Source organism: Micromonospora sp. NPDC023869 (assembly GCF_055559695.1).
On record NZ_JBVHKD010000002.1, the window covers coordinates 808,859 to 828,550 of the forward strand.

At 73.5% G+C, this 19,692-nt stretch carries 18 protein-coding genes; 9 read left to right on the forward strand and 9 right to left on the reverse strand.

Annotated features, from left to right (window positions below):
• Positions 1 to 11 precede the first annotated feature (11 nt).
• Together ACZ31C_RS09490 and ACZ31C_RS09495 are read left to right on the forward strand one after the other, a co-directional pair.
• Entirely contained in the window at positions 12 to 521 is a 510-nt protein-coding gene (locus tag ACZ31C_RS09490) for a hypothetical protein (RefSeq protein ID WP_465794831.1), read from the forward strand.
• Between the two features lie 38 nt (positions 522 to 559).
• Entirely contained in the window at positions 560 to 2,857 is a 2,298-nt protein-coding gene (locus ACZ31C_RS09495; protein WP_465794832.1) for an AAA family ATPase, read from the forward strand.
• A 34-nt stretch (positions 2,858 to 2,891) separates the two neighbouring features.
• On the opposite strand, the gene ACZ31C_RS09500 is transcribed toward ACZ31C_RS09495, so the two are convergent.
• From ACZ31C_RS09500 to ACZ31C_RS09525, 6 genes are all read right to left on the reverse strand, one after another.
• Positions 2,892 to 3,392, reverse strand: a complete 501-nt coding sequence (locus ACZ31C_RS09500; protein WP_350699264.1) for a GNAT family N-acetyltransferase — start codon at positions 3,390 to 3,392, stop codon at positions 2,892 to 2,894.
• Between the two features lie 103 nt (positions 3,393 to 3,495).
• A complete protein-coding gene (locus tag ACZ31C_RS09505) occupies positions 3,496 to 4,467 on the reverse strand; it encodes a hypothetical protein (RefSeq protein ID WP_465794833.1) in 972 nt (323 codons plus the stop codon).
• A gap of 54 nt (positions 4,468 to 4,521) precedes the next feature.
• Complete coding sequence (locus ACZ31C_RS09510; protein WP_465794834.1) at positions 4,522 to 4,932, reverse strand: DUF3263 domain-containing protein; 411 nt, start codon at positions 4,930 to 4,932, stop codon at positions 4,522 to 4,524.
• A 154-nt stretch (positions 4,933 to 5,086) separates the two neighbouring features.
• Positions 5,087 to 6,094 (reverse strand): ABC transporter permease subunit, encoded by a 1,008-nt coding sequence (locus ACZ31C_RS09515; protein ID WP_396742028.1) that lies wholly within the window; start codon positions 6,092 to 6,094, stop codon positions 5,087 to 5,089.
• On the reverse strand, positions 6,091 to 7,101 hold the full coding sequence (locus ACZ31C_RS09520) for an ABC transporter ATP-binding protein (protein ID WP_449953733.1): 1,011 nt from the start codon (positions 7,099 to 7,101) through the stop codon (positions 6,091 to 6,093). The genes ACZ31C_RS09515 and ACZ31C_RS09520 overlap by 4 nt, the downstream gene beginning before the upstream one ends.
• A 154-nt stretch (positions 7,102 to 7,255) precedes the next feature.
• A complete protein-coding gene (locus tag ACZ31C_RS09525; protein ID WP_350699255.1) occupies positions 7,256 to 8,041 on the reverse strand; it encodes a DeoR/GlpR family DNA-binding transcription regulator in 786 nt (261 codons plus the stop codon).
• A 302-nt stretch (positions 8,042 to 8,343) separates the two neighbouring features.
• On the opposite strand from ACZ31C_RS09525, the gene ACZ31C_RS09530 reads away from it, so the two are divergent.
• Genes ACZ31C_RS09530 through nagA form a run of 3 tightly spaced genes read left to right on the forward strand, consistent with a single transcriptional unit; the run spans position 8,344 to position 11,428 of the window.
• Entirely contained in the window at positions 8,344 to 9,273 is a 930-nt protein-coding gene (locus ACZ31C_RS09530; RefSeq protein ID WP_465794835.1) for an SIS domain-containing protein, read from the forward strand.
• The gene (locus ACZ31C_RS09535) at positions 9,270 to 10,319 is read left to right on the forward strand and encodes an ROK family protein (RefSeq protein WP_465794836.1); all 1,050 of its coding nucleotides are present in this window, start codon (positions 9,270 to 9,272) and stop codon (positions 10,317 to 10,319) included. The genes ACZ31C_RS09530 and ACZ31C_RS09535 overlap by 4 nt, the downstream gene beginning before the upstream one ends.
• Positions 10,319 to 11,428, forward strand: coding sequence for an N-acetylglucosamine-6-phosphate deacetylase (gene nagA / locus ACZ31C_RS09540; protein ID WP_465794837.1), 1,110 nt, complete (start codon positions 10,319 to 10,321; stop codon positions 11,426 to 11,428). The genes ACZ31C_RS09535 and nagA overlap by 1 nt, the downstream gene beginning before the upstream one ends.
• 10 nt (positions 11,429 to 11,438) lie before the next feature.
• On the opposite strand, the gene ACZ31C_RS09545 is transcribed toward nagA, so the two are convergent.
• The gene (locus ACZ31C_RS09545) at positions 11,439 to 12,650 is read right to left on the reverse strand and encodes a DUF4032 domain-containing protein (RefSeq protein WP_350699248.1); all 1,212 of its coding nucleotides are present in this window, start codon (positions 12,648 to 12,650) and stop codon (positions 11,439 to 11,441) included.
• Positions 12,651 to 12,761: 111 nt separating this feature from the next.
• Between ACZ31C_RS09545 and ACZ31C_RS09550 the strand changes: the two genes are divergently transcribed.
• Both ACZ31C_RS09550 and ACZ31C_RS09555 read left to right on the forward strand, forming a co-directional pair.
• A complete protein-coding gene (locus ACZ31C_RS09550) occupies positions 12,762 to 13,517 on the forward strand; it encodes a phosphatase PAP2 family protein (RefSeq protein ID WP_465794838.1) in 756 nt (251 codons plus the stop codon).
• A 9-nt stretch (positions 13,518 to 13,526) separates the two neighbouring features.
• Entirely contained in the window at positions 13,527 to 14,759 is a 1,233-nt protein-coding gene (locus ACZ31C_RS09555; protein WP_465794839.1) for an APC family permease, read from the forward strand.
• A gap of 33 nt (positions 14,760 to 14,792) precedes the next feature.
• On the opposite strand, the gene ACZ31C_RS09560 is transcribed toward ACZ31C_RS09555, so the two are convergent.
• Positions 14,793 to 16,580, reverse strand: a complete 1,788-nt coding sequence (locus ACZ31C_RS09560) for a potassium channel family protein (RefSeq protein ID WP_465794840.1) — start codon at positions 16,578 to 16,580, stop codon at positions 14,793 to 14,795.
• Between the two features lie 101 nt (positions 16,581 to 16,681).
• Here ACZ31C_RS09560 and ACZ31C_RS09565 point away from each other — a divergent pair, with 101 nt between their 5' ends.
• The gene (locus ACZ31C_RS09565) at positions 16,682 to 17,152 is read left to right on the forward strand and encodes an MSMEG_6728 family protein (protein ID WP_465795018.1); all 471 of its coding nucleotides are present in this window, start codon (positions 16,682 to 16,684) and stop codon (positions 17,150 to 17,152) included.
• A gap of 163 nt (positions 17,153 to 17,315) precedes the next feature.
• Positions 17,316 to 18,842, forward strand: coding sequence for a hydroxysqualene dehydroxylase (locus tag ACZ31C_RS09570; protein WP_465794841.1), 1,527 nt, complete (start codon positions 17,316 to 17,318; stop codon positions 18,840 to 18,842).
• A gap of 62 nt (positions 18,843 to 18,904) precedes the next feature.
• Here ACZ31C_RS09570 and ACZ31C_RS09575 read toward each other — a convergent pair whose 3' ends face one another.
• Positions 18,905 to 19,672 (reverse strand): enoyl-CoA hydratase/isomerase family protein, encoded by a 768-nt coding sequence (locus ACZ31C_RS09575; protein WP_465794842.1) that lies wholly within the window; start codon positions 19,670 to 19,672, stop codon positions 18,905 to 18,907.
• Positions 19,673 to 19,692 lie beyond the last annotated feature (20 nt).

Sequence of the window (19,692 nt, forward strand, 5' to 3'; positions counted from 1 at the left end):
GGGTGAGGCGGATGAGGGGCGGACTGGACGAGACACTGGCCCGGATGCGTCGGCGCGAGGAGGCGCTGCGCCGCCGGTCCACGGATCCGTCGGCCGACGACCAGCCCGATCCGGAACCGGACGTGCCGGCCGGTGCGGCGGTGAGCCGGACGGACAGCCGTAACGCGGGTCCCGGCTGGGCCGGGGCGTCGGATCGCGGACCCGGAACGCCCCCGCGGCACGTCGTGGAGGAGGTCGCCGAGGCGTTGCGCGCCGTGGTCGCGGCGCATCCGGGCACCAGCGTCACCGTCCGGGTCGACCACGACGGCACCGCGTACGACCTGCGGGTGGCCTGGGTCGGTCAGGAGGTCGCAGTCAGCGGTCAGCGCGCCACGCCACCGCCGGCCTGGCCGTTGGCGACCGGCACCGCGCCCGGTTGGTCCGACACTCCGGACGCGCCGGAGCCGGACCCGGCGGCCCGGCTGGCCGAGCTGATCCGTCGTGACCCGTCCCTGCTCACCGGCGAGCAGCCGCCGGGCTGATCGCACATGGGGTGACCGGGCCGGTTAGGGTCGCTCGGGTGGGCGAACCCGAGTTGACCCTGATCGCGAGTCTGCGTCCGGCCGCGCTGGACGCCCGGCGTGGCATCGTCCGGCTGCACCCCGAGGCGCTGACCGCGCTCGGGTTACGGGCCGGTGATCCGGTCCGGTTGACCGGTCGGCGGGTGACCGCCGGCATCGCCGCCGAGGCCGAGCCGGGATCCGGTGCCGGCCTGCTGCACGCCGACGACCTGACGCTGGGCAACCTCGGTATCCGCGACGGCGGGGAGGTCACGGTCAGCGCGGCCCCGGTCACCGCCGCCCGTCGGGTGCTGCTCTCCGGCCCGGCCCAGATCGTCGCGGTGGTCTCCCCCGAGATGCTGCGACTGGCGCTGCTCGGCAAGGTGGTCACCGCCGGGGACGACGTCTCCCTGCTGCCCCAGGACGTCCTGCCGGACGCCTCGACGCGCACGCTGGTGGAGGCCGCCCGACGCAGCCTCTCCACCCGGGTCGGCTACGCCTGGACCAGCACACTGCTCCGCGTCGTCGACGCCGACCCCGCCCCGGGGGCCCTGGTCACCATGGACACTCTGGTCGGGTGGGAGCACGGCCCGGAGACCCGGGGCGAGACCGACGTCCGCCGGTCGGCGACCGCCGTCTCCGCCGGGCTGGGGCGACCGGCCGGTGGGCGTACGACGGTGGGCGGTGACCGTCGCACCGACGCCGACGCGGAGACCGGTGCCGAGGTCTGGGCCGACAGCGAGGTGCACCAGGAGCACGTCCCCTCGGTGGACGAGCTGCCCGGCCTGCGGTCGCAGGCCGAGGAGCTGACCGAACTGCTGGACCTGAGTTTCCACCACGGCGAGGTGCTCGGCCGGCTGGGCACCACCGTCGCGCTCGGCGTACTCGTCGCCGGCCCGGCCGGTTCGGGGAAGTCCGCGCTGGTCCGGGCGGTGGCAGCGCAGGTCGGTGCCCGGGTGCACCAGCTCTGGGCGCCCGAGGTCGCGGCGCTGACCAACTCCTCGGCCGCCGCCCGGCTCCGGTCGGTGACCGCCGAGGTGGTCGCCGGCGGCCCAGCCGTGCTGCTGGTCTCGGACGTGGAGGCGCTGGCCCCGGCGGACAGTCCCGGCCCGGTCGCGACCGTGTTCCGGCAGTGCCTGGCCGAGATCGTCCGGGCCGGATCGGCGGTGGTCTGCACCACCGGTCGTTCCGAGGCCGTCGACCCGGCGCTGCGCGCCCCGGACCTGCTCTCGCTACGGATCGACGTCCCGCTGCCCGACGCCGCCCTGCGTCGGGAACAGCTCACCGTGCTGACCCGCCCGGTGCCGCTCGCCGAGGACGTACGGCTCGACGAGGTCGCCGGGCGTACCCCCGGGTTCGTCGCCGCCGACCTGGCCGCGCTGGTGCGGGAGGCCGGCGTGCGCGCGGCCCTGCGGCAGAAGTCGGTGGAGAACCCGACCGTCGCGATGGCCGACTTCACCGGCGCGTTGGAGGTGGTCCGGCCGACCACCATGGCCGCCTCCACGCTCGAACTGGCCCGGGTGACCCTCGACGACGTCGGTGACCTGGTCGAGGTCAAGCAGACGTTGACCGAGTCGGTGCTGTGGCCGCTGACCTACCCGGACACGTTCGCCCGCCTCGGCGTGCAGCCACCGCGTGGCGTGCTGCTCTACGGTCCGCCCGGCTGCGGCAAGACGTTCCTGGTGACCGCGCTGGCCGGGTCCGGTCGGGCGAACGTGCTCTCGGTCAAGGGCGCCGAGCTGCTGTCCAAGTGGGTCGGCGAGAGCGAACGTGCCGTCCGTGAACTGTTCCGGCGGGCCCGCGAGGCCGCGCCGACGCTGGTGTTCCTGGACGAGGTGGACGCCCTGGCGCCGGTACGCGGCCAGGCCAGCGACGGCGGCACCACCGACCGGGTGGTGGCCGCGCTGCTCACCGAGATGGACGGCGTCGAGTCGCTGCGCAACGTGGTGGTGATCGGCGCGACGAACCGGCCGGACCTGGTCGACCCGGCGCTGCTGCGTCCCGGGCGGCTGGAACGGCTGGTCTACGTACCGCCGCCGGACGCCGAGGCGCGGGCGGAGATCCTGCGGGCCGCCGCCCGCAACGTGCCGCTCGCCGAGGACGTCGACCTTCCCTCGCTCGGCGCGGAGCTGGACGGCTTCTCCGCCGCCGACTGCGCGGCGCTGGTCCGGGAGGCGGCGCTGGCCGCGATGCGCGAGTCGCTGACCGCCGCCACGGTCACCGCCGACCACGTCGCCACCGCCCGTTCCCGGGTACGCCCGTCCCTCGACCCCGCCCAGGTCGCCTGGCTGGCCGCCTACGCCGACAAGCGCAGCTGACCCACGGGGGTGCGGGAAATGGGTGGGGTCGGGGTCAGCGGGTGGGGTCGAGGGAGATCTCGGCGGACACCCGGTCGCCGTCCTCGCGCAGTTTGGCGCCGCACCTCTCCAGCACGTACAGGGCGCCGTGGTTGTCCGCCGTGGTGTCCGCGACCACGGTCCGCACCCCGGCGTCCGGCGCGAGGTTGAGCAGTTCGCACAGCGCCGCCCGCCCGATGCCCTGGCCCCGGGCGGACTGGCCCAGCCACATGCCCACCTCGACGGTGTCCGGCGTGTCGCGCCGGGTCATCCGGATCATGCCGACCACCTCACCGCCGGCCAGGATGGCGTACATGGCGGTGCGGGTCGGGCCGTCGAGCCCGCCGAAGCTGGCCCGGTGGTAGTCCCGGAACGCCTCCCGCCGGGCGTGCGACCAACCGGCCGGTGCCTCCACCGGCGGCATCACCTCGGCCGGTTCCGCCTCGGCCGCCGCTACGGAGAGCAACGGTTCGAGGTTCTTCTCGTCTACCGGCTCCAACCGGACCGCACCCGTCACGTGCCGCAGTCTCCCGCGCCCGGCGCCGCAAGTCCACCCGGTCCGCGCCGACCGACCCCTCCGGCGGACGGGTTCGACCGGTCGGACCGGATTTCGTCCTAGCTCACGCTCCGCTGTCGTCCGACCGAGTGAACTCGCAGTAGACGGCGGACGCGTCGTCGGCCGGTTTGTGCCGGCGCAGCCGGTCGGGGTGGTCCCGCTCGGCCGCCCGGACCAGGTCGACGAGCCCGCCCGGCCCGCCGGTGGACACCACGTCCAGCAGGCCGGCCCAGTCGAAGAGGCCGAACTCCTCGACGGCGGCGGAGGCTCCGTCGCTGAGCAGCACCGCGCGCCGCAGCGCCTCCGGGCCCCGCAACGGCAGGGTGCCGACCACCGCCTGGTACGCCGCGTCCGGGTCGGCGGCGGCGACCCAGTAACCGTGCGTACGGTTCATCTGCTCGCGCTGTGCGGTGACGGCGTGCCGGAAGCGGGTCGCCCGGTCGGCCGAATCGGGCAGCGCGGTGGCGACGGCACGCAGGCGGGCCACCGAGGTGGCCAGCCGGTCGTCGGTGACCACCCCGACCCGTCCGCCGATGTCGAGCACCAGCGGACTGTCGCAGAGCACCAGGTAGTCGACCTGGTCACCGCCATCGCGCAGCAGACACACCGTGCTCGACGGCGTCCCGGGGTGGTCGAGATCACACTGCCCGCCGTGGTCGGCGCGGACTGCCAGGATCGCCGCCGCCAGGTTGCTCACCAACGTCGCCGCCGGGCGGATCGCCTCGGCCAACCCCAGCCGGGCGGCCAGGTGCCGGACATACCACTGCGGCCCGTGTACGCAGCCGGTGTCGAAGCCCTCCGGGACCGTCGCCCCGTCTAGCACCCCGACCAGTGGGCCGAAGCGGAACACCAGGTCCTCGTTGACCGTCCGGCCCGGTGGCGGAGCGGACGCGGAGCGTACCCGCATGGTCGGCGCGGTGCCGACCGCCGGACCCCGCCGACGTTCCTCGGAGACGGCCTCGGGCAGCCCCGCGTCCGTCCTCGGATACGTCGCATGTGCGGTACGCCTTGGTCGCGCCGGGTCGGCTCCGGTCATCGTCGCCACCTCCGTGCCCCGGCTACCCGCCGCACGGTCCGACATTCTCCCCGGTCAGCGGCGCCTGTTCCGCGCGCGGGAGGCGCGCAGCCGGACCAGCCGACCCACCAGCACCGGGTCGGCGGCCAGCGCGGCCGGATTGTCCAGCAATCCGTTCAGCAACTGGTAGTAGCGGGTCGCGGAGAGCCCGAAACGGTCCCGGATGGCCTGTTCCTTGGCACCGGCGTGCCGCCACCACTGACGTTCGAAGGCGAGGATCTCGCGGTCGCGGTCGCTGAGCCCGGCGGGGGGCGGAGTGGCCGCCTCCGGCGCGGCGTCGTCGTCCGGGTCGGTTTCACCCGGGCCAGCGGCATCCACGTCCGGCGGTGCCGGGGTCGACTCCACCTCGGGGGCGGACCGTGGCGGCGGCACCGTGACGGCGTCCGGACCGGTCTCCGCTGTCTCAGCGGCGTCGGCGGGCTGCATGGGGCTCCTCTGCGAGGGGCGGCCGGCGCGAGCAGCGCCAACCGGGCCACCAGCCTAACCAGGGGCATCATCCGACGCACTGCGCCGCGAACGCAGCACCGCCACCACTGACCTCGGGGTCGGTGGTGGCGGTGTGTGTCCGCAGTCGGTCGGTTCAGTTGATGTCGCGGCGGCGCATCGCCCAGAGTGCCCCGCCGAGGACCAGCACGATGCCGACGGTGAACAGCGCCGACGAGTGCTGCCAGGTGATGTCCAGCGTGGCCGGCTCACACATGCCGGTGTACGAGTCGTTGCAGGAGCGCCAGTCCTGGAGCTCGACCTTCTTGGTCATCCAGGCGTACGCGTAGGTGGGCAGCAGCCACGCGTCGAGGTAGCGCACCTGGATCATGCTCAGCAGCATGGCGATCGCCACTTGACCGACCACCAACACTCCGATCGCCCCGCCGAGCGCCATCGCGGTGTGCCGACCCAGCGACGCCAGGGCGAAGCCCACCGTCGCCGCCACCAGCGCCAGCACGATGCCACGAAGCCCGGTGAGCAGGAACGACTGCCAGACGCCGGAGGTCATCTCCGCAGTGCTGCCGCGCAGGTTGGCGACCAGCCACAGGCTGCCGAACCAGGCCACCGTGGCAGGCAGCGCCAGGGCGAGCAGCCCGGTGAGCAGCGCGCCCAGCTTGGTCAGCAGCACGGTCAGCCGTTTCGGTCGCCAGAGCAGCAGGTTCATCATCCCGCCGGTGCTCCACTCGGCGCCGACGAAGGAGGCACCGACCACGAACCCGATCAGGGCCAGGATCGCGGCGAGCGGGATCAGCATGTCGCCGAAGCTGTCCCGGAAGTCGAACGTCGAGGGCAGGAACCACTCTGCCTGGATGTCCTCACGCGCCGGCGCGCTGATGTCGGCGCAGTCGTCCGTCCAGAACTCCTCGCCCGCCGTCTTCGCCCGCTCGCAGGCGGCGCGTTCCTGCTCGGCCCCGCGGACCTGCTCCTGGTGCTGCCGGTCGGCGGCGCGCTCGGCCTCAGCCCACTGGCCGGCGTCGATCTTCTGATTGCTGAGGAACATGCCGACCACGACGAGGGCCAGCACCAGCAGGCCACCGGCCGTCATGAAGCGGGTGAAGCGCCGCTTGGCCAGCCGGCGCAGCTCGGTACGGAAGAGACTCACGCGCCCCAACCTCCTGCGGTGGGCGCGGACGGTGCCGCCCCATCCATTCGTACGGACTGGTCGACCTGCCGGTGCTGACCGGGGACCGGTGCGGTGGCGGTCAGTTCGAGGAAGACGCTCTCCAGGTCCACCGCGATCGGTGCGAGTTCGCTGACGTAGAGGCCCTGCTCGGCGAGGAGCCGGGTGACGGTGGCCGGCTTGTCCACCCCGGCGAGCATCAGGTGGTCCTCGTTCGTGGTGACCCGTACGCCGGCCTGGGTCAGCGCGGCGGCGGCGACCGGCAGGTCGGTCACGGCCTCCAGCCGGACCCGTACCCCGCCGGACGAGTGCTGCGCCAACACCTCGTCGACCGGGCCGAAGGCGACCCGCCGGCCCAGCGAGATGATGGTGACCGAGTCGCAGATGAGCTGGATCTCGCCGAGGATGTGGCTGGACAGCACCACCGTCATCCCGGACTCGGAGAGGTTGCGCATCAGGGTGCGCATCTCCCGGATGCCGCCCGGGTCGAGGCCGTTGGCCGGCTCGTCCAGGATCAGCAGCCGTGGGTTCTTGAGCAGCGCCGACGCGACCGCCAGTCGCTGCTTCATGCCGAGCGAGTACGTCTTGACCCGCTCGCCGGCCCGGTCCCGCAGCCCGACGAGTTCCAGCACCTCGTCGACCCGCTGCGCGGGCACGTCACCGGCGCCGGCCAGCAGCGACAGGGTGTCCTTGGCGCTGAAGTGCGGGAAGAACTGCGGGCTCTCCACGATCGCGCCGACCTGACCGGCGACCTGCGGCAGCGCTGCGGGCACCTCGTGCCCGAGGATCGCCATTCGGCCGCCGTCGGGCCGGATCAGGCCGAGCAGCGTACGCAGTGTGGTGGTCTTGCCCGACCCGTTGGGGCCGAGGAAGCCGTGCACCTGCCCCGCCTCGACGCGCATGTCGAAGCCGTCCAAGGCGTTGCGGGTGCCACGTCGTCGGCTCCGGTACGTCTTTCGTAGACCTTCGATTTCCAGGACAGCTGGCAAGCTGCACCTCCCCCGTTGGTGTGTGGGCGACGACGACACCATACGCGGTATGCAGCGGAAGGCAATACCCGGTATGCATCGCCACGCCGAGAGATGTGTTAGCAGGGGTCCCCTGCTCTACCGGAGACGTTAGGAAGGGGCCCTTCCTTGCAGGTCAGGCGCAGATGACGTGGACGCCGGCGACGCGGAAGGCATCGACCACCTCGGGTGCCGCACCCGAGTCGGTGACCAGCGTCTCGACCCGGTCCACCGAGCAGATGCGGGCGAAGGCGTGACCGCCCAACTTGGACGAGTCCGCGATGATCACCACCCGCTTGGCCCGGGCCACCATCAGGTTGTTCATCGCCGCCTCGCCCTCGTGGTGGGCGGCGGCGCCGAGCTGCGGATCGATCGCGTCCACGCCGAGCAGCGCCACGTCCAGGGTGACCTCGCGCAGCAGCGCCCCGCCCAGCGGGCCGACCAGCTCGAACGACTTGGGCCGCACCACCCCGCCGGCCACCACGACCTTCATCCGGGACCGCACCAGCAGCTCGTTGGCGATGTTCAGGGCGTTGGTGACCACGGTCAACTGCGCGCCCTCGGCGTTGGTGTTGAGATCCGGGCGGACGGCCAGCGCCCGGGCGACCTCGGTGCTGGTGGTGCCGCCGTTGAGGCCGACCACCGTGCCCGGCGACACCAGCGCCGCGGCGGCGGTGCCGATGCGCTGCTTCTCGGCGGAGTGCTTGGCGGTCTTGTAGCGCAGCGGCAGGTCGTACGAGACGCCATTGGCGACCGCACCACCCCGGGTACGCGTGATCATCTGCTGCTGGGCGAGCTGGTCGAAGTCGCGACGGATGGTGGCCTGCGAGACGTCCAGGCGCTCGGCGGCCTCCTCGACGGTGACCCGGCCGGAGTCGGTCAGCATTTCGAGCAGGGCGTTCCATCTCGCGTAGCGGTCCACCCCGGAGCCTCCGTCACTGCACGATCCGTGATTGGTTGCGTGCACAGTAGTGCGCGAAACTACGATGTGGCAAAACCTCCGGCTGCGCGTTCACCCCTGCGGTTGCCATTACCGCCGCGTTTCGAGCAGAATGGCGCTCGAAAGATGCGGTTAACGAGCCGTATCGCGCAGTGAGCATCATCGCGCAGTGAGCTTCATGGCGCAGCGCACTGAGTGGCACCGCGCGACAAACTGCACCGCAGTGACACCTGCACGACGCGACACGCTGCCCTGCGCAGCGAGCCGGCCAGCGAGGAGTTCTCATGGCGTACGTTTCCGCAGAGATCACGAGTCAGCCGGACTGCTGGCGCCGGGCGGCCGACCTGGCCCCCTCGGTGGTCGACCGACTTCCCCGCACCGGTGAACGGGTCGCCGTCGTCGGCTGCGGCACCTCGTGGTTCATGGCCTCCGCGTACGCGGCCCGCCGCGAGGCCGCCGGGCACGGCGAGACCGATGCCTTCCAGGCCAGCGAGTTCCCCGCCGGCCGACGGTACGACCGGCTGCTGGCGATCACCCGCTCCGGCACCACGACCGAGGTCCTCGACCTGCTCGCCGCAGTACGCGGGCAGATCCCGACCACCGTGCTGGTGGGCGACCCCGCCTCACCGGCGGTCGACATCGCCGACGCCAACGTCACCATGCCCTTCGCCGACGAGCGCTCGGTGATCCAGACCCGCTTCCCCACCACCGCGCTGGCGCTGCTCCGCGCCCACCTGGGCGACAACATCACCGCGCTGGTCGCCGACGCGGAGGTCGCGGTCCGCGCCCCGCTGCCGATCGACCCGACCCTGATTGAGCAGGTCACCTTCCTCGGCCGGGGCTGGACGATCGGGCTGGCCCAGGAAGCGGCGCTCAAGTGCCGCGAGGCGGCCACCTTCTGGGCCGAGGCGTACCCGGCGATGGACTACCGGCACGGCCCGATCTCGGTGGCCGCGCCCGGCCGGCTGGTCTGGGCCTTCGGCGAGCTGCCCGACGGGCTGCCCGAGGACGTCGCCGCCACCGGTGCCGCGTTCGCGCACAGCCGCACCCACGGTGTCCGGACCGTGCTGGGCCGCTGGGCCGCCGGGCGGACGCCGGTGGACCCGATGGCCGACCTGATCCTGGCCCAACGCTTCGCCGTCGCCCTGGCCACCAGTCGCGGACTCGACCCCGACGCACCCCGGCACCTGAGCAGGTCCGTGGTACTCACGTGACCCCAGCACACGAGCGGGTCGTCGTCGCACTCGACGTCGGCGGCACCGGGATGAAGTGCGCGCTGATCCGACCCGACGGTGCCGTGGTGCACGCCGAACGACACCCCACCGAGGCGGCCCGGGGAGCCGAGGCGGTCGTCGACACGATCCTCGCCGTGGCCGAGGGGCTGGCCGAAAAGGCCCGCGCCGACGGCCTCGCCCCGGCTGCACTCGGCATCGTGGTGCCGGGCGTGGTCGACGAGGCACGCGGCGTCGCGGTCTGGTCGGCGAACGTGGGCTTCCGGGACGTACCCCTGCGGGCGCTGGCCACGGCACGGCTCGGCCTGCCCACGGCGCTCGGGCACGACGTGCGGGCCGGCGGACTCGCCGAGGCGCGCCTCGGGGCCGGTCGCGACGCCGGGCACGTGCTGTTCGTGGCCATCGGCACCGGCATCGCCGCCGCACACGTGGTCGCCGGATCGGCCGCCACCGGCGCGCACGGCGCGGCTGGCGAACTCGGCCACATCCTGGTCCGCCCGGACGGCCCGCCCTGCGGCTGCGGCCGGGCCGGCTGCCTGGAGTCGATCGCCTCCGCCTCCGCCGTCGCCCGCCGCTACGCCGCACTCACCAGCGCCGCCGGGTCCGCCAGCACGCCGGCCACCGACGGGTCCGCCGTTGAACACGCCGGGTCGAGCGCCGCCACCGACCGCGCCGGGTCGGACGGCGGGTCCGCCACCGGCTCGGGTACGCGGCCGACGATGGTGAGCGCCGCCGAGGTGGCCGCCCGCGCGGCGGCCGGTGAGGAGATCGCCAGTCGGGTCTGGCGGGAGGCCGTCGCGGCGCTGGCCGACGGGTTGGCCACCGGCCAGGCCCTCTTCGACGTGGAGACGATCGTCCTGGGCGGTGGGCTCGCCCAGGCCGGTGCCGGGCTGTTCGACCCGCTGCGTACGGCGCTGCGGGACCGGCTGACGTTCCACCGGGAGCCGCGACTGGTCCCGGCCGCCCTCGGCGACGAGGCGGGCTGCCTCGGTGCCGCCCTGCTCGCCCTCGACCAGTTGGAGACGTGATGACCGAACGGGTTAACGGCAAGGTGGTCACCCCGAGCGGGGTGGTCCGGCAGGGTTGCGTCGAGGTCAGGGGTGACCGGATCAGCGCCGTCGCCGAGTACCCGTCGGTCCGGGACGGCCACTGGGTGGTGCCCGGTTTCGTCGACATGCACACCCACGGCGGCGGTGGGCACACCTTCACCACCGGCGACGCCGACCAGGCCCGCGCCGCCGCCGCGTTCCACCTGCGGCACGGCACCACCAGTCTGCTCGCCAGCCTGGTCAGCGCGCCGTTCGACCTGATGCGCGCGGCCACCACCGCGTTCGCGCCGCTGGTGGGCGACGGCGTGCTGGCCGGTATCCACTTCGAGGGGCCGTACCTGTCCGCCGCCCGCTGCGGCGCGCAGAACCCGGAGTTCCTCCGCGACCCGTCCACCGACGAGCTGGACGAGTTGATCAAGCTCGGTGACGGAGCGGTCCGGATGGTCACCCTCGCCCCGGAGCGCCCCGGCGCGCTGGAGGCCATCGAGCTGCTCACCCGGCACGGTGTGGTCGCCGCGGTCGGACACACCGACGCGACGTACGAGCAGACCGTGGCCGCGGTGGCGGCCGGGGCGAACGTCGGCACCCACCTGTTCAACGGCATGCGTCCGGTGCACCACCGCGAGCCGGGGCCGGTGGTGGCGTTGCTGACCGCGCCCAACGTGGTGTGCGAGCTGGTCGCCGACGGGGTGCACCTGCACCAGGGCACGTTGACCTTCGCCACCGGCACCGCCGGTCCGGAGCGCTGTGCGTTGATCACCGACGCGATGGCCGCCGCCGGGATGCCCGACGGCGAGTACGAGTTGGGCGGGCAGGCGGTGACCGTGACCGGCGGCGAGGCCCGACTGGCCCGCGACGGCGCGATCGCCGGCAGCACCCTGACCATGGACGCGGCGCTGCGCAACGCGGTGGCCGCCGGGGTCCCGGTGCCCGACGCGGTCCGCATGGTGTCCACCACGCCGGCGCTCGCGATCGGCCTCGCCGACCAGGCCGGCGCCCTCCAGCCCGGCCTGCGCGCCGATCTGGTGGTGCTCGACGACGACCTTCAGGTCGTCCGGGTGATGCGCGGCGGCGACTGGGTCGAGTGACCTGGTCAGGTCAGCGGGGCGCCGGGATCTCCACGCCGAGCACCGCCTGCTCGTCGGGGCGGTGCACCAGCACGTCGCCGAGGAACGAGTGCACCGCGTGCCGCATGCCGACGTCCCGGCCGGCCTCCTCGGAGAGCAGCCACTTGTGCTCGATGATCTGCGCGAACAGCTCCTGCGGCTCCAACTTGCGCCGCAGGTGCGCGGGCACCGCGCGGACCACCGGCTCGAACACCTCGGTCAACCAGCGGTGCGCGGCCTGCTGCTCGTCGATCAGGTCGCTCTCCGCCCGGTACGCGTCGAGGTCGTTCAGCAGTCTGCGGGCCTGGTTCTCCTCGGCGTCCAGGCCGGTCAGCCGGAGCAGTCGCCGGTGGTGGTAGCCGGCGTCGACCACCTTCGGCCGGATCAGGTACCGCCCGTTGTCGATCGTCGACATGGCCACCTCGGCCACGTCGAAGCCCAGTTCGTTGAGTCGCCGGATCCGACCCTCGACGTCGTGTCGGGCGTCCCGCTCCACCTGCTGCTCGTAGGTGATCTCGTGCCAGAGCCGCTCGTACCGCTGCACGACCTCCTCGCAGACCACCTCCGGGTCGATCGAGTCGTGCAGCAGGCCGGCGGCGGCGAGGTCGAGCGCCTCGCCGAAGATGTTGACCCGGGCGATCTCCAGGTCCTCGCCGCGCTGGCCGTTGGAGAGCGCGCTGCGCAGCGCCCCGGTCTCCGCGTCGACCAGGTACGCGGCGAACGCGCCCGCGTCCCGCCGGAACAGCGTGTTCGACAGCGAGCAGTCGCCCCAGAAGAAGCCGGTCAGGTGCATCCGGACCAGCAGCGCGGCGAGCGCGTCCAGCAGCCGGCCCATCGTCTCCGGCCGCAGCGTGTGCGAGAACAACGCCCGGTACGGCAGGGAGAACTGGAGGTGCCGGGTGATCAGCACCGGGTCGAGCGGCTCACCGGCGTCGGACTGCCGGTCGGCGACGATCGCCACCGCCTCCACCGACGGGAAGTCGATCCGTTCCAGCGCGCGCAGCAGGTCGTACTCCCGCTCGGCCACCCGCTCGCCGGTCTCCTTGACCGCGTAGACGAAGCCGCCGAGGCGTACGAAGCGCACCACGTGCCGGGAGATGCCCTGCGGCAGCGCGACCAGGTGTTCGGCCGGCCACTCCTCCAGCGGTGTCGACCAGGGCAGGTCGAGCAACGCCGGGTCTACGAGGGCCGAAGTGATCCGCACGGCGTCAAGTCTGACGGCTCGCCGCCCGGAACGCTTCCCCGCGTGGTCGGCCCCACAGTGCCGAGGCGGAGGCGCGGTCCGTCCGTCCGGGCGGGCCGGTAGCGTGGCGGGGTGCGGGAAACGACACCCCGGAGGCTGCGCCCGGCGCCGGTACGCCCGGCCGGCTGGTGGTTCGACGCCCTGCTGATCGCCGGGTTCGCGGCGCTGACCGCAGTGCTCGCCACCGGCCGGTACTACGGTCTCGACCTCGCGGTGAGCGAGTGGGCCTTCGCTCACGCACCGACCCCGTTGTACTGGATCGCCCGGGCGTTCAATCTGCTCGGTCAGGGCGGCGGGCTGTTGTTGCCGCTCTCCGGCGGACTGGCCGTGGCGGTGGCCTGGCGGCGCCGTACGATCCGGCCGTTCCTGCTGGTGGGGGCCGCCTTCGTGATCACCATGCTGACGATCGGCCCGCTCAAGCTCTGGACCGACCGGGCCGCCCCGACCGCCTCGGTCAAGGAGCCGTTCCTGGCACCGGAGGAGGCGGTGCGGATCTTCCACGATCTGCCGGCGGACGTCTACTCGATGTCGTACCCGTCGGGCCACGTCGCCAACGCGATCGTCTGGTACGGCGTGATCGCCGTGCTGCTGCTCTCGCTGACCGCCGGCCGGCTCCCGACCGGGCTCTACCGGCTGGTCCGGTACGCGCCCCCGGCGATCCTGCTGGTCACCACCACGTATCTGAACTTCCACTGGCTCACCGACGGGCTGGCGGCCCTGCTGCTGGGCCTGTTGTTGGACCGGCTGCTGCACCGGGTGCCCTGGGACGGGCTGCCGCTCCCCGGTCGGCTACGCGATTGGAGTGCTTCGTTCATCGAACGCCCCTAGGCTGCCGCCGTGGAACGGTTGGCACGGCGGTTGGGCGTACCGGATGCAGTCGTCATCGGTCTGGGGTCGATGCTCGGCGCGGGCGTCTTCGTGGTCTTCGCCCCGGCCGCTGCGGCAGCCGGCGGCATCGGGCTGCTGGTCGCGCTGGCGCTGGCCGGTGCGGTGGCGTTCTGCAACGCGACCAGCTCGGCCCGGCTGGCGGCCCGCTACCCGGAGTCCGGCGGCACCTATGTCTACGGCCGGGAACGACTCGGTCCGTTCGCCGGATTCGTTGCCGGCTGGGGATTCGTGGTCGGCAAGACGGCCAGTTGCGCGGCGATGGCGCTGACCGTCGGGGCGTACCTCTGGCCCGGGCAGGCCCGGCTCGTGGCCGTCGCCGCCGTCGTCGCGGTGACCGGCGTGAACCTGCGCGGGGTCACCAAGACCGCCACCGCCACTCGGGTCCTGGTACTGGTCGTGCTGGCGGTGCTGGCCCTGGTCGCGGTGGCCGGCGCGACCGGCGTCCAGATCGACCGGATCGACCAGCCCGGCGGCTCCGCGCGGGGCGTGCTCACCGCCGCCGGGCTGCTCTTCTTCGCCTTCGCCGGGTACGCCCGGATCGCCACCCTCGGTGAGGAGGTGCGCGAGCCGGAGCGGACCATCCCTCGGGCGGTGCCGCTGGCGCTCGGCCTGGTGCTGGTGATCTATCTGGTGCTGGCCGTGATCGCGCTCGGGGTGCTCGGGCCGGACCGGCTCGCCGGATCGACCGCACCGCTGGCCGACGTGGTGAGCGCCGCCGGGCTGCCCGGCCTGGCGTGGATGGTCCGTGCCGGGGCGACCGTCGCGGTGACCGGGGTGCTGCTGTCGCTGCTGGCCGGGGTGGGCCGCACCACGCTGGCGATGGCCCGCCGCCGCGACCTGCCAGCAGCCCTGGCGGCCGTGCACCCCGTACACCGGGTGCCGCACCGCGCCGAACTGGCCGTCGCCGCCGTGGTGATCCTGGTGGTGGCGCTCGGCGACGTCCGGGCCGCGATCGGCTTCTCCAGCGTCACCGTGCTGGTCTACTACGCGATCACCAACGCGGCGGCGCTGACCCTCGGCCGGGACCCGACACGGAGGCTGCCGGTGCGGGCACTCGCCGTGGTGGGGCTCGTCGGCTGCATCCTGCTCGTGGTCAACCTGCCCCTCACCAGCGTGCTCGCCGGCCTCGGGGTACTCGCCCTCGGTGCCGCCTGGTACGCGCTGCGCCCCACCCGCGCCTGACCCGAGCTGCTCACTCGGTGGTGGCCGGTGCCGTCACTCATCGGCCTCGCGGGGGACCGGCGGGCCGGTCTGTGCCGGTGGCTCCGGCTCGGGCGGCGCGACCTCGCGGAGCAGGGAGTTCAGCCCGGCCCGGCGGGCCATCACGGTCAGCCGGTCCCCCGCCGAGACCATCATCCGCCGGTCCGGCGACCAGTCGAGACGCTGCCCGACCCGGGCGTGCGCGAGCAACCGGACGCTGCCCGGTCGGCCGACGCTGGCGAGTGTCCGGCCGTCCAGCCTCGAACCGGCCGCCACCGCGACCTCGGTGACCAACAACGCGTGCCGGCCGACCGGGATGGTGGCGATCACCGCGCGGTCCAGCAGGGCCGCCGCGAACGACGGTGCCGCCAGGTAGGAGACGCTGCGGGAGGTGCCGATGCCGAAGGCCCGCTGCACCCGCTCGGCGAAGTCGCCGTCGAAGAGCCGCAGCACCACCCGGAGCTGGTCGTTCACGGTCCGGCCGTTCAGCGCCGCGCGCAGGTTGGCGCCGTCGTCGGTGGAGACCACCACCAGCGCCTGGCAGGTGGCGATCGAGGCGGCGCGCAGCGTCTCCTCCTGCGCCGCGTCGCCCACCACCAGCGGTACGCCCAGCCGCCGGGCCAACCCGGCACCCCGGGCGTCGGCATTGCTGTCGATCGCGACCACCTCGACGCCGAAGTCGTTGAGCTGGGCCATCACCCGGGTGCCGATGTTGCCCAGTCCGACCACCACGACGTGCCCGGAACGCTCGATGAAGTTCCGCCCGGCGTGCAGGGCCAGCCGCGCCCGGACCACGCCGTCGACGACCACCGCCGTGATCAGTGGGATCAGGGCCACCCCGGCGAGGTTGAGCAGCACCTGCATCGCCTGCACGACACCGCCCTTGTCGGTGTCCGGGTCCTGACCGCTGAGCGTGGTGACCATGGTCAGGTAGAGCCCTTCGGCCCAGGGGACGTGGTCGGCGCGCCCGTAGAGCCCGCCGAGCGCGGCGATCACGGCGAGCAGCACGAACACCGCGATGCCGATCTTGCGGGTGGCGAAGCCCCGCACGGCCCCGAGGAACATCGCGACCGGGCGTCGTCGACGTCGGGCGCGGACCAGCCGACGGGCGGCCAACTCGGTGCCGGCCGGGCGGCCGACGGCCTCCGCGAGCACCACGTCGGCGTCCTCGTCGTCGGCGGGAAGCACCAGGTCCTGCTGGGGGTCGCGGGTGTCGGCCACCCCGCAGACGATCTCGCTCGGGCGTACGTCGTCGCGGCGGGCCACGTACAGGGTGCGCCCGCCGTGTCGGAAGTGCGTCGGCGCGACCTCGCCCAGCGCGGCGGCCACGAAGGCCGGGGCGGCCATCGAGGCGTCGGAGAGCACCGACGAGTCGGGGAAGATCTGCCGTACGCCGTTGGCCAGGCCGGTGTTGAACATCCGCACGACCAGCCGCAGCCGGGGCTCGACCTCCTGTGCGCAGAGGGCGGCCTGCATGTTGCCCACGTCGTCCTGGTGCAGCAGGGCCAGCCCGGCCGCACCGGCCAGCCCGGCCCGGCGGAACGTGGCCTCGTCCAGCCGGTCGGCCGGGATCACCTCGATGCCGGGCAGGTCACGCCCGTCCGGGCCGGGTGACCGCTGTCGCTCGGGCACGATCAGGGTGATCCGCAGCCGCCCGGCCTGCGTCTCGGCGGCCAGCATCGCCCGCACCACCCAGTACGCCAGGGGATCCTGGCCGCAGACCACGTAGTGCGCCCGTGGCTCCCCGTTGACCCGCAACCGGCGGCCTGCCCGCCGGGCGCGATCGAGCAGCGGCTCCGCCATGCTTCGCATGGTAAACAGCCGGTCGCGCTCCGCGCAGCCCCGCGACGATCATGAGAGTCCCGGCCCGGCATGTCCGGGTCGTGGACGGGTACGGCAGCCCCATGCAGACCTTCCTGCCGTACCCGGACTTCCTGGCCAGCGCCGACACGCTGGACCAACGGCGGCTCGGCAAGCAGCGGGTGGAGGCGATCCAGGTGCTGCGTGGGCTGACCCGCCCCGGGTACGGCTGGCGTCACCATCCCGCTGTCAAGATGTGGACCGGTTACGAGGAGGCCCTCACCCGCTACGGGCTGGACGTCTGCGCGGTCTGGTGCGCGACCGGACGGGCCGACACCTGCGCCACCACGTTGACCGCCGACCTCGCCGCCGCCCGGGGCATCGAGCGGGTCCGCACCCAGCAGGAGTTGGCCGAAGCCGGCGAACTGCCGCCCTGGCTGGGCCGCGCCGACCTGCACCTGAGCCACCGCTCGTCGCTGCTGCGCAAGGATCCCGCGCACTACCGCCCGATCTTCGGCGACGACACCCCCACCGACGTCGAGTACGTCTGGCCGACGTCCGACCGCCCCGGATAAGGGCCGCGGGTAAGGAAGGGTCCCCTGCTAACGCCTCGTGTATTACAAGGGACCCCTGCTAACACGAGAGCACGCCGGCACGTACGGCGGCACCGAGCGCACCGGCACGTACGGCGGTGCCGACCCCCGTCGGGCAGACTGAGGGGCCATCGGGAGGTGCGGTGTGAAGCTGTCACAGGTGTTCGGTCGGCTCATCGGCGTACGGCCGCACCAGGTGGACCCGGGCGGCGGTGGCGCGACCCGGGTGCCGCATCCGGTGCAGGCGGTCGTGGTCGGTGGCGGCATCGCCGGGATGTCGGCGGCGGTGGTGCTCGCCGAACGCGGTGTCGAGGTGACGGTGCTGGAGGCCGCGCCGACGCTCGGCGGGCGGCTCGGCGCCTGGCCCGACACCCTCGCCGACGGCACCGGGCAGGTCGACGAACACGGCTTCCACGCCTTCTTCCGGCAGTACTACAACTGGCGCAACATCCTGCGTCGCGTCGATCCGACGCTCCGCTTCCTGCGCCCGGTGCCCGGTTATCCGGTGCTCAGCGCGCAGTGGCCGACCGAGGAGTTCGGACGGTTGCCGCCTGCACCGCCGGCCAACCTGCTCACCCTGTTGGCCCGCAGCCCCAGCCTGCGACTACGCGACCTGCGCACGATGGACCGCGACGCCGCCCTGCCGCTGCTGACCTACCACCCGGAGCGCACGTACGCCGAGTTCGACCACCGCACCGCCGACGACCTGCTCACCTCGCTGCGACTGCCGGACCGGGCGCGGGCCATGCTCTTCGAGGTCTTCTCGCACTCGTTCTTCAACCACGAGGCGCAGATGTCGGCCGCCGAGATGATCGTGCAGTTCCACTTCTATCTGCTCGGCAACCCTGAGGGGCTGGCCTTCGACTGCCCGGACGAGGACTACGCCACCGCGATCTGGCAGCCGCTGACCCGGCACCTGGAACGCCACGGCGGTCGCGTGCACACCGGCGTCGCGGCCACCGCGCTGGACCGCGAGGGCACCGGCTGGCGGGTACGCACCAGCGACGGCTCGTACCCGGCCCGGCACGTGGTGCTGGCCCTCGACCCACCGGCGCTGGCCGACCTGGTCGCCGCCTCCCCGACACTGGCCGAGGCGGCACCGGCGCTGGCGGCGGCGATGCCCGCGTACGGTCGGTCCGGTCCGCCGTACGCGGTGGCGAGGCACTGGTGCGACGGGGACGTGGACCCGGGTCGGGCGACCTTCAACGGGGTGTCCCGCCAGTCCACCCTGGACTCGGTCACGCTGTACCACCGACTGGAGGAGGAGCCGCGACGCTGGGCCGCGCAGACCGGCGGCTCGGTGATCGAGCTGCACGCGTACGCCTGCGATCCGGACGTGTCCGCCGACGAGCTGGCCGACCGGATGTGGGCCGACCTGGGCGCGCTCTGGCCGGAGACGCACCGGCTGCGAATTCGCGAGCGGCGCGCTCGGGTGGAGGCCAAGGCCCCCGCCTTCACCCCCGGAAGCCATCCCGGACGGCCCGGGGTACGCACCGAGGCCGCGGGGCTCTACCTGGCCGGCGACGGCATCCGCACCGACTTCCCCAGCGCGCTGATGGAGCGGTCCGCGGCCACCGGCATCCTGGCCGCGAACCACATCCTGCGGGCCGAGGGCGGCGCGGCCGAGCCGATCCACTCGGTACGCCCCCGGGGCCTACTCGCCCGTCCCTGAGCCGCCGGGTCGCGTCCGGCCCTGACCGGCCGGGCCAGGGCGGGCCGGCCAGGGCCGGACGGTCAGCCGGACGTCGGAGGGGTCCAGCCGAAGCGGGCCGGACGGCGTTCGTGGAAGGCAGCGACGCCCTCCCGGGCCTCACCGCTGTCTCGCGCCTGCCCGTGCCACCAGCCGATGCGGTCGGCGTCGGCCCGACCGTCCACGATCTCCTTTGCGGCGGCGACGCTGAGCTGCGAGCGTTCCGCGATCGTCGCGGTGAGCGCATCGATCCGGGCGGCCAGACCGGTGCCGGACAGCACCTCGTCCACCAGGCCGGTGCGCAGCGCCCGGTCGGCGTCGACCAGCTCACCCGTGAAGAGCAGGTGCTTGGCCGTCGACGGGCCGACCAGCCGGGTCAGCCGCCGGGTGGCCGGCGCCGGATAGACCAGGCCGAGCCGTGCAGGTGGCACACCGAACCGCGCGTCGTCGGCGGCCAGCCGCAGGTCACAGGCGACGGCCAGCAGGCAGCCACCGCCGACGCAGGCACCCCGCACGGCGGCGACGGTCGGCTTGGCGAAGTCGGCCAGCCGCCGCTCCGCCACGTCCACCACGTTGCCGTCGCCCGGGTTCAGCACCTCGTCGAGGTCACCGAGGTCGGCACCGGCGCAGAAGGTGCCGTCCGCGCCGGTGAGCACCAGGACGCGTACCGCCGGGTCGGCCGCCAGGCCGTCGAGCAGCACCGGGAGCTGCCGCCACATCGCCGTCGTCATCGCGTTGCGGCGACCCGGGTTGCGGATCACCACCGTGGCCACCGTGCCGGTCACCTCGACCACGAGTTCCGCGTCCGCCACCACCCACCCCCTTCGACGGC

What these genes read in the sequence shown, in the direction of transcription:
- ACZ31C_RS09560 (WP_465794840.1), bottom strand. Translation starts at nt 16,580, where the DNA reads ATGGCGGAGCCGCTGCTCGATCGCGCCCGGCGGGCAGGCCGCCGGTTG.
- ACZ31C_RS09505 (WP_465794833.1), bottom strand. Translation starts at nt 4,467, where the DNA reads ATGACCGGAGCCGACCCGGCGCGACCAAGGCGTACCGCACATGCGACG.
- ACZ31C_RS09490 (WP_465794831.1), top strand. Translation starts at nt 12, where the DNA reads ATGAGGGGCGGACTGGACGAGACACTGGCCCGGATGCGTCGGCGCGAG.
- ACZ31C_RS09510 (WP_465794834.1), bottom strand. Translation starts at nt 4,932, where the DNA reads ATGCAGCCCGCCGACGCCGCTGAGACAGCGGAGACCGGTCCGGACGCC.
- nagA (WP_465794837.1), top strand. Translation starts at nt 10,319, where the DNA reads ATGACCGAACGGGTTAACGGCAAGGTGGTCACCCCGAGCGGGGTGGTC.
- ACZ31C_RS09530 (WP_465794835.1), top strand. Translation starts at nt 8,344, where the DNA reads ATGGCGTACGTTTCCGCAGAGATCACGAGTCAGCCGGACTGCTGGCGC.
- ACZ31C_RS09565 (WP_465795018.1), top strand. Translation starts at nt 16,682, where the DNA reads ATGCAGACCTTCCTGCCGTACCCGGACTTCCTGGCCAGCGCCGACACG.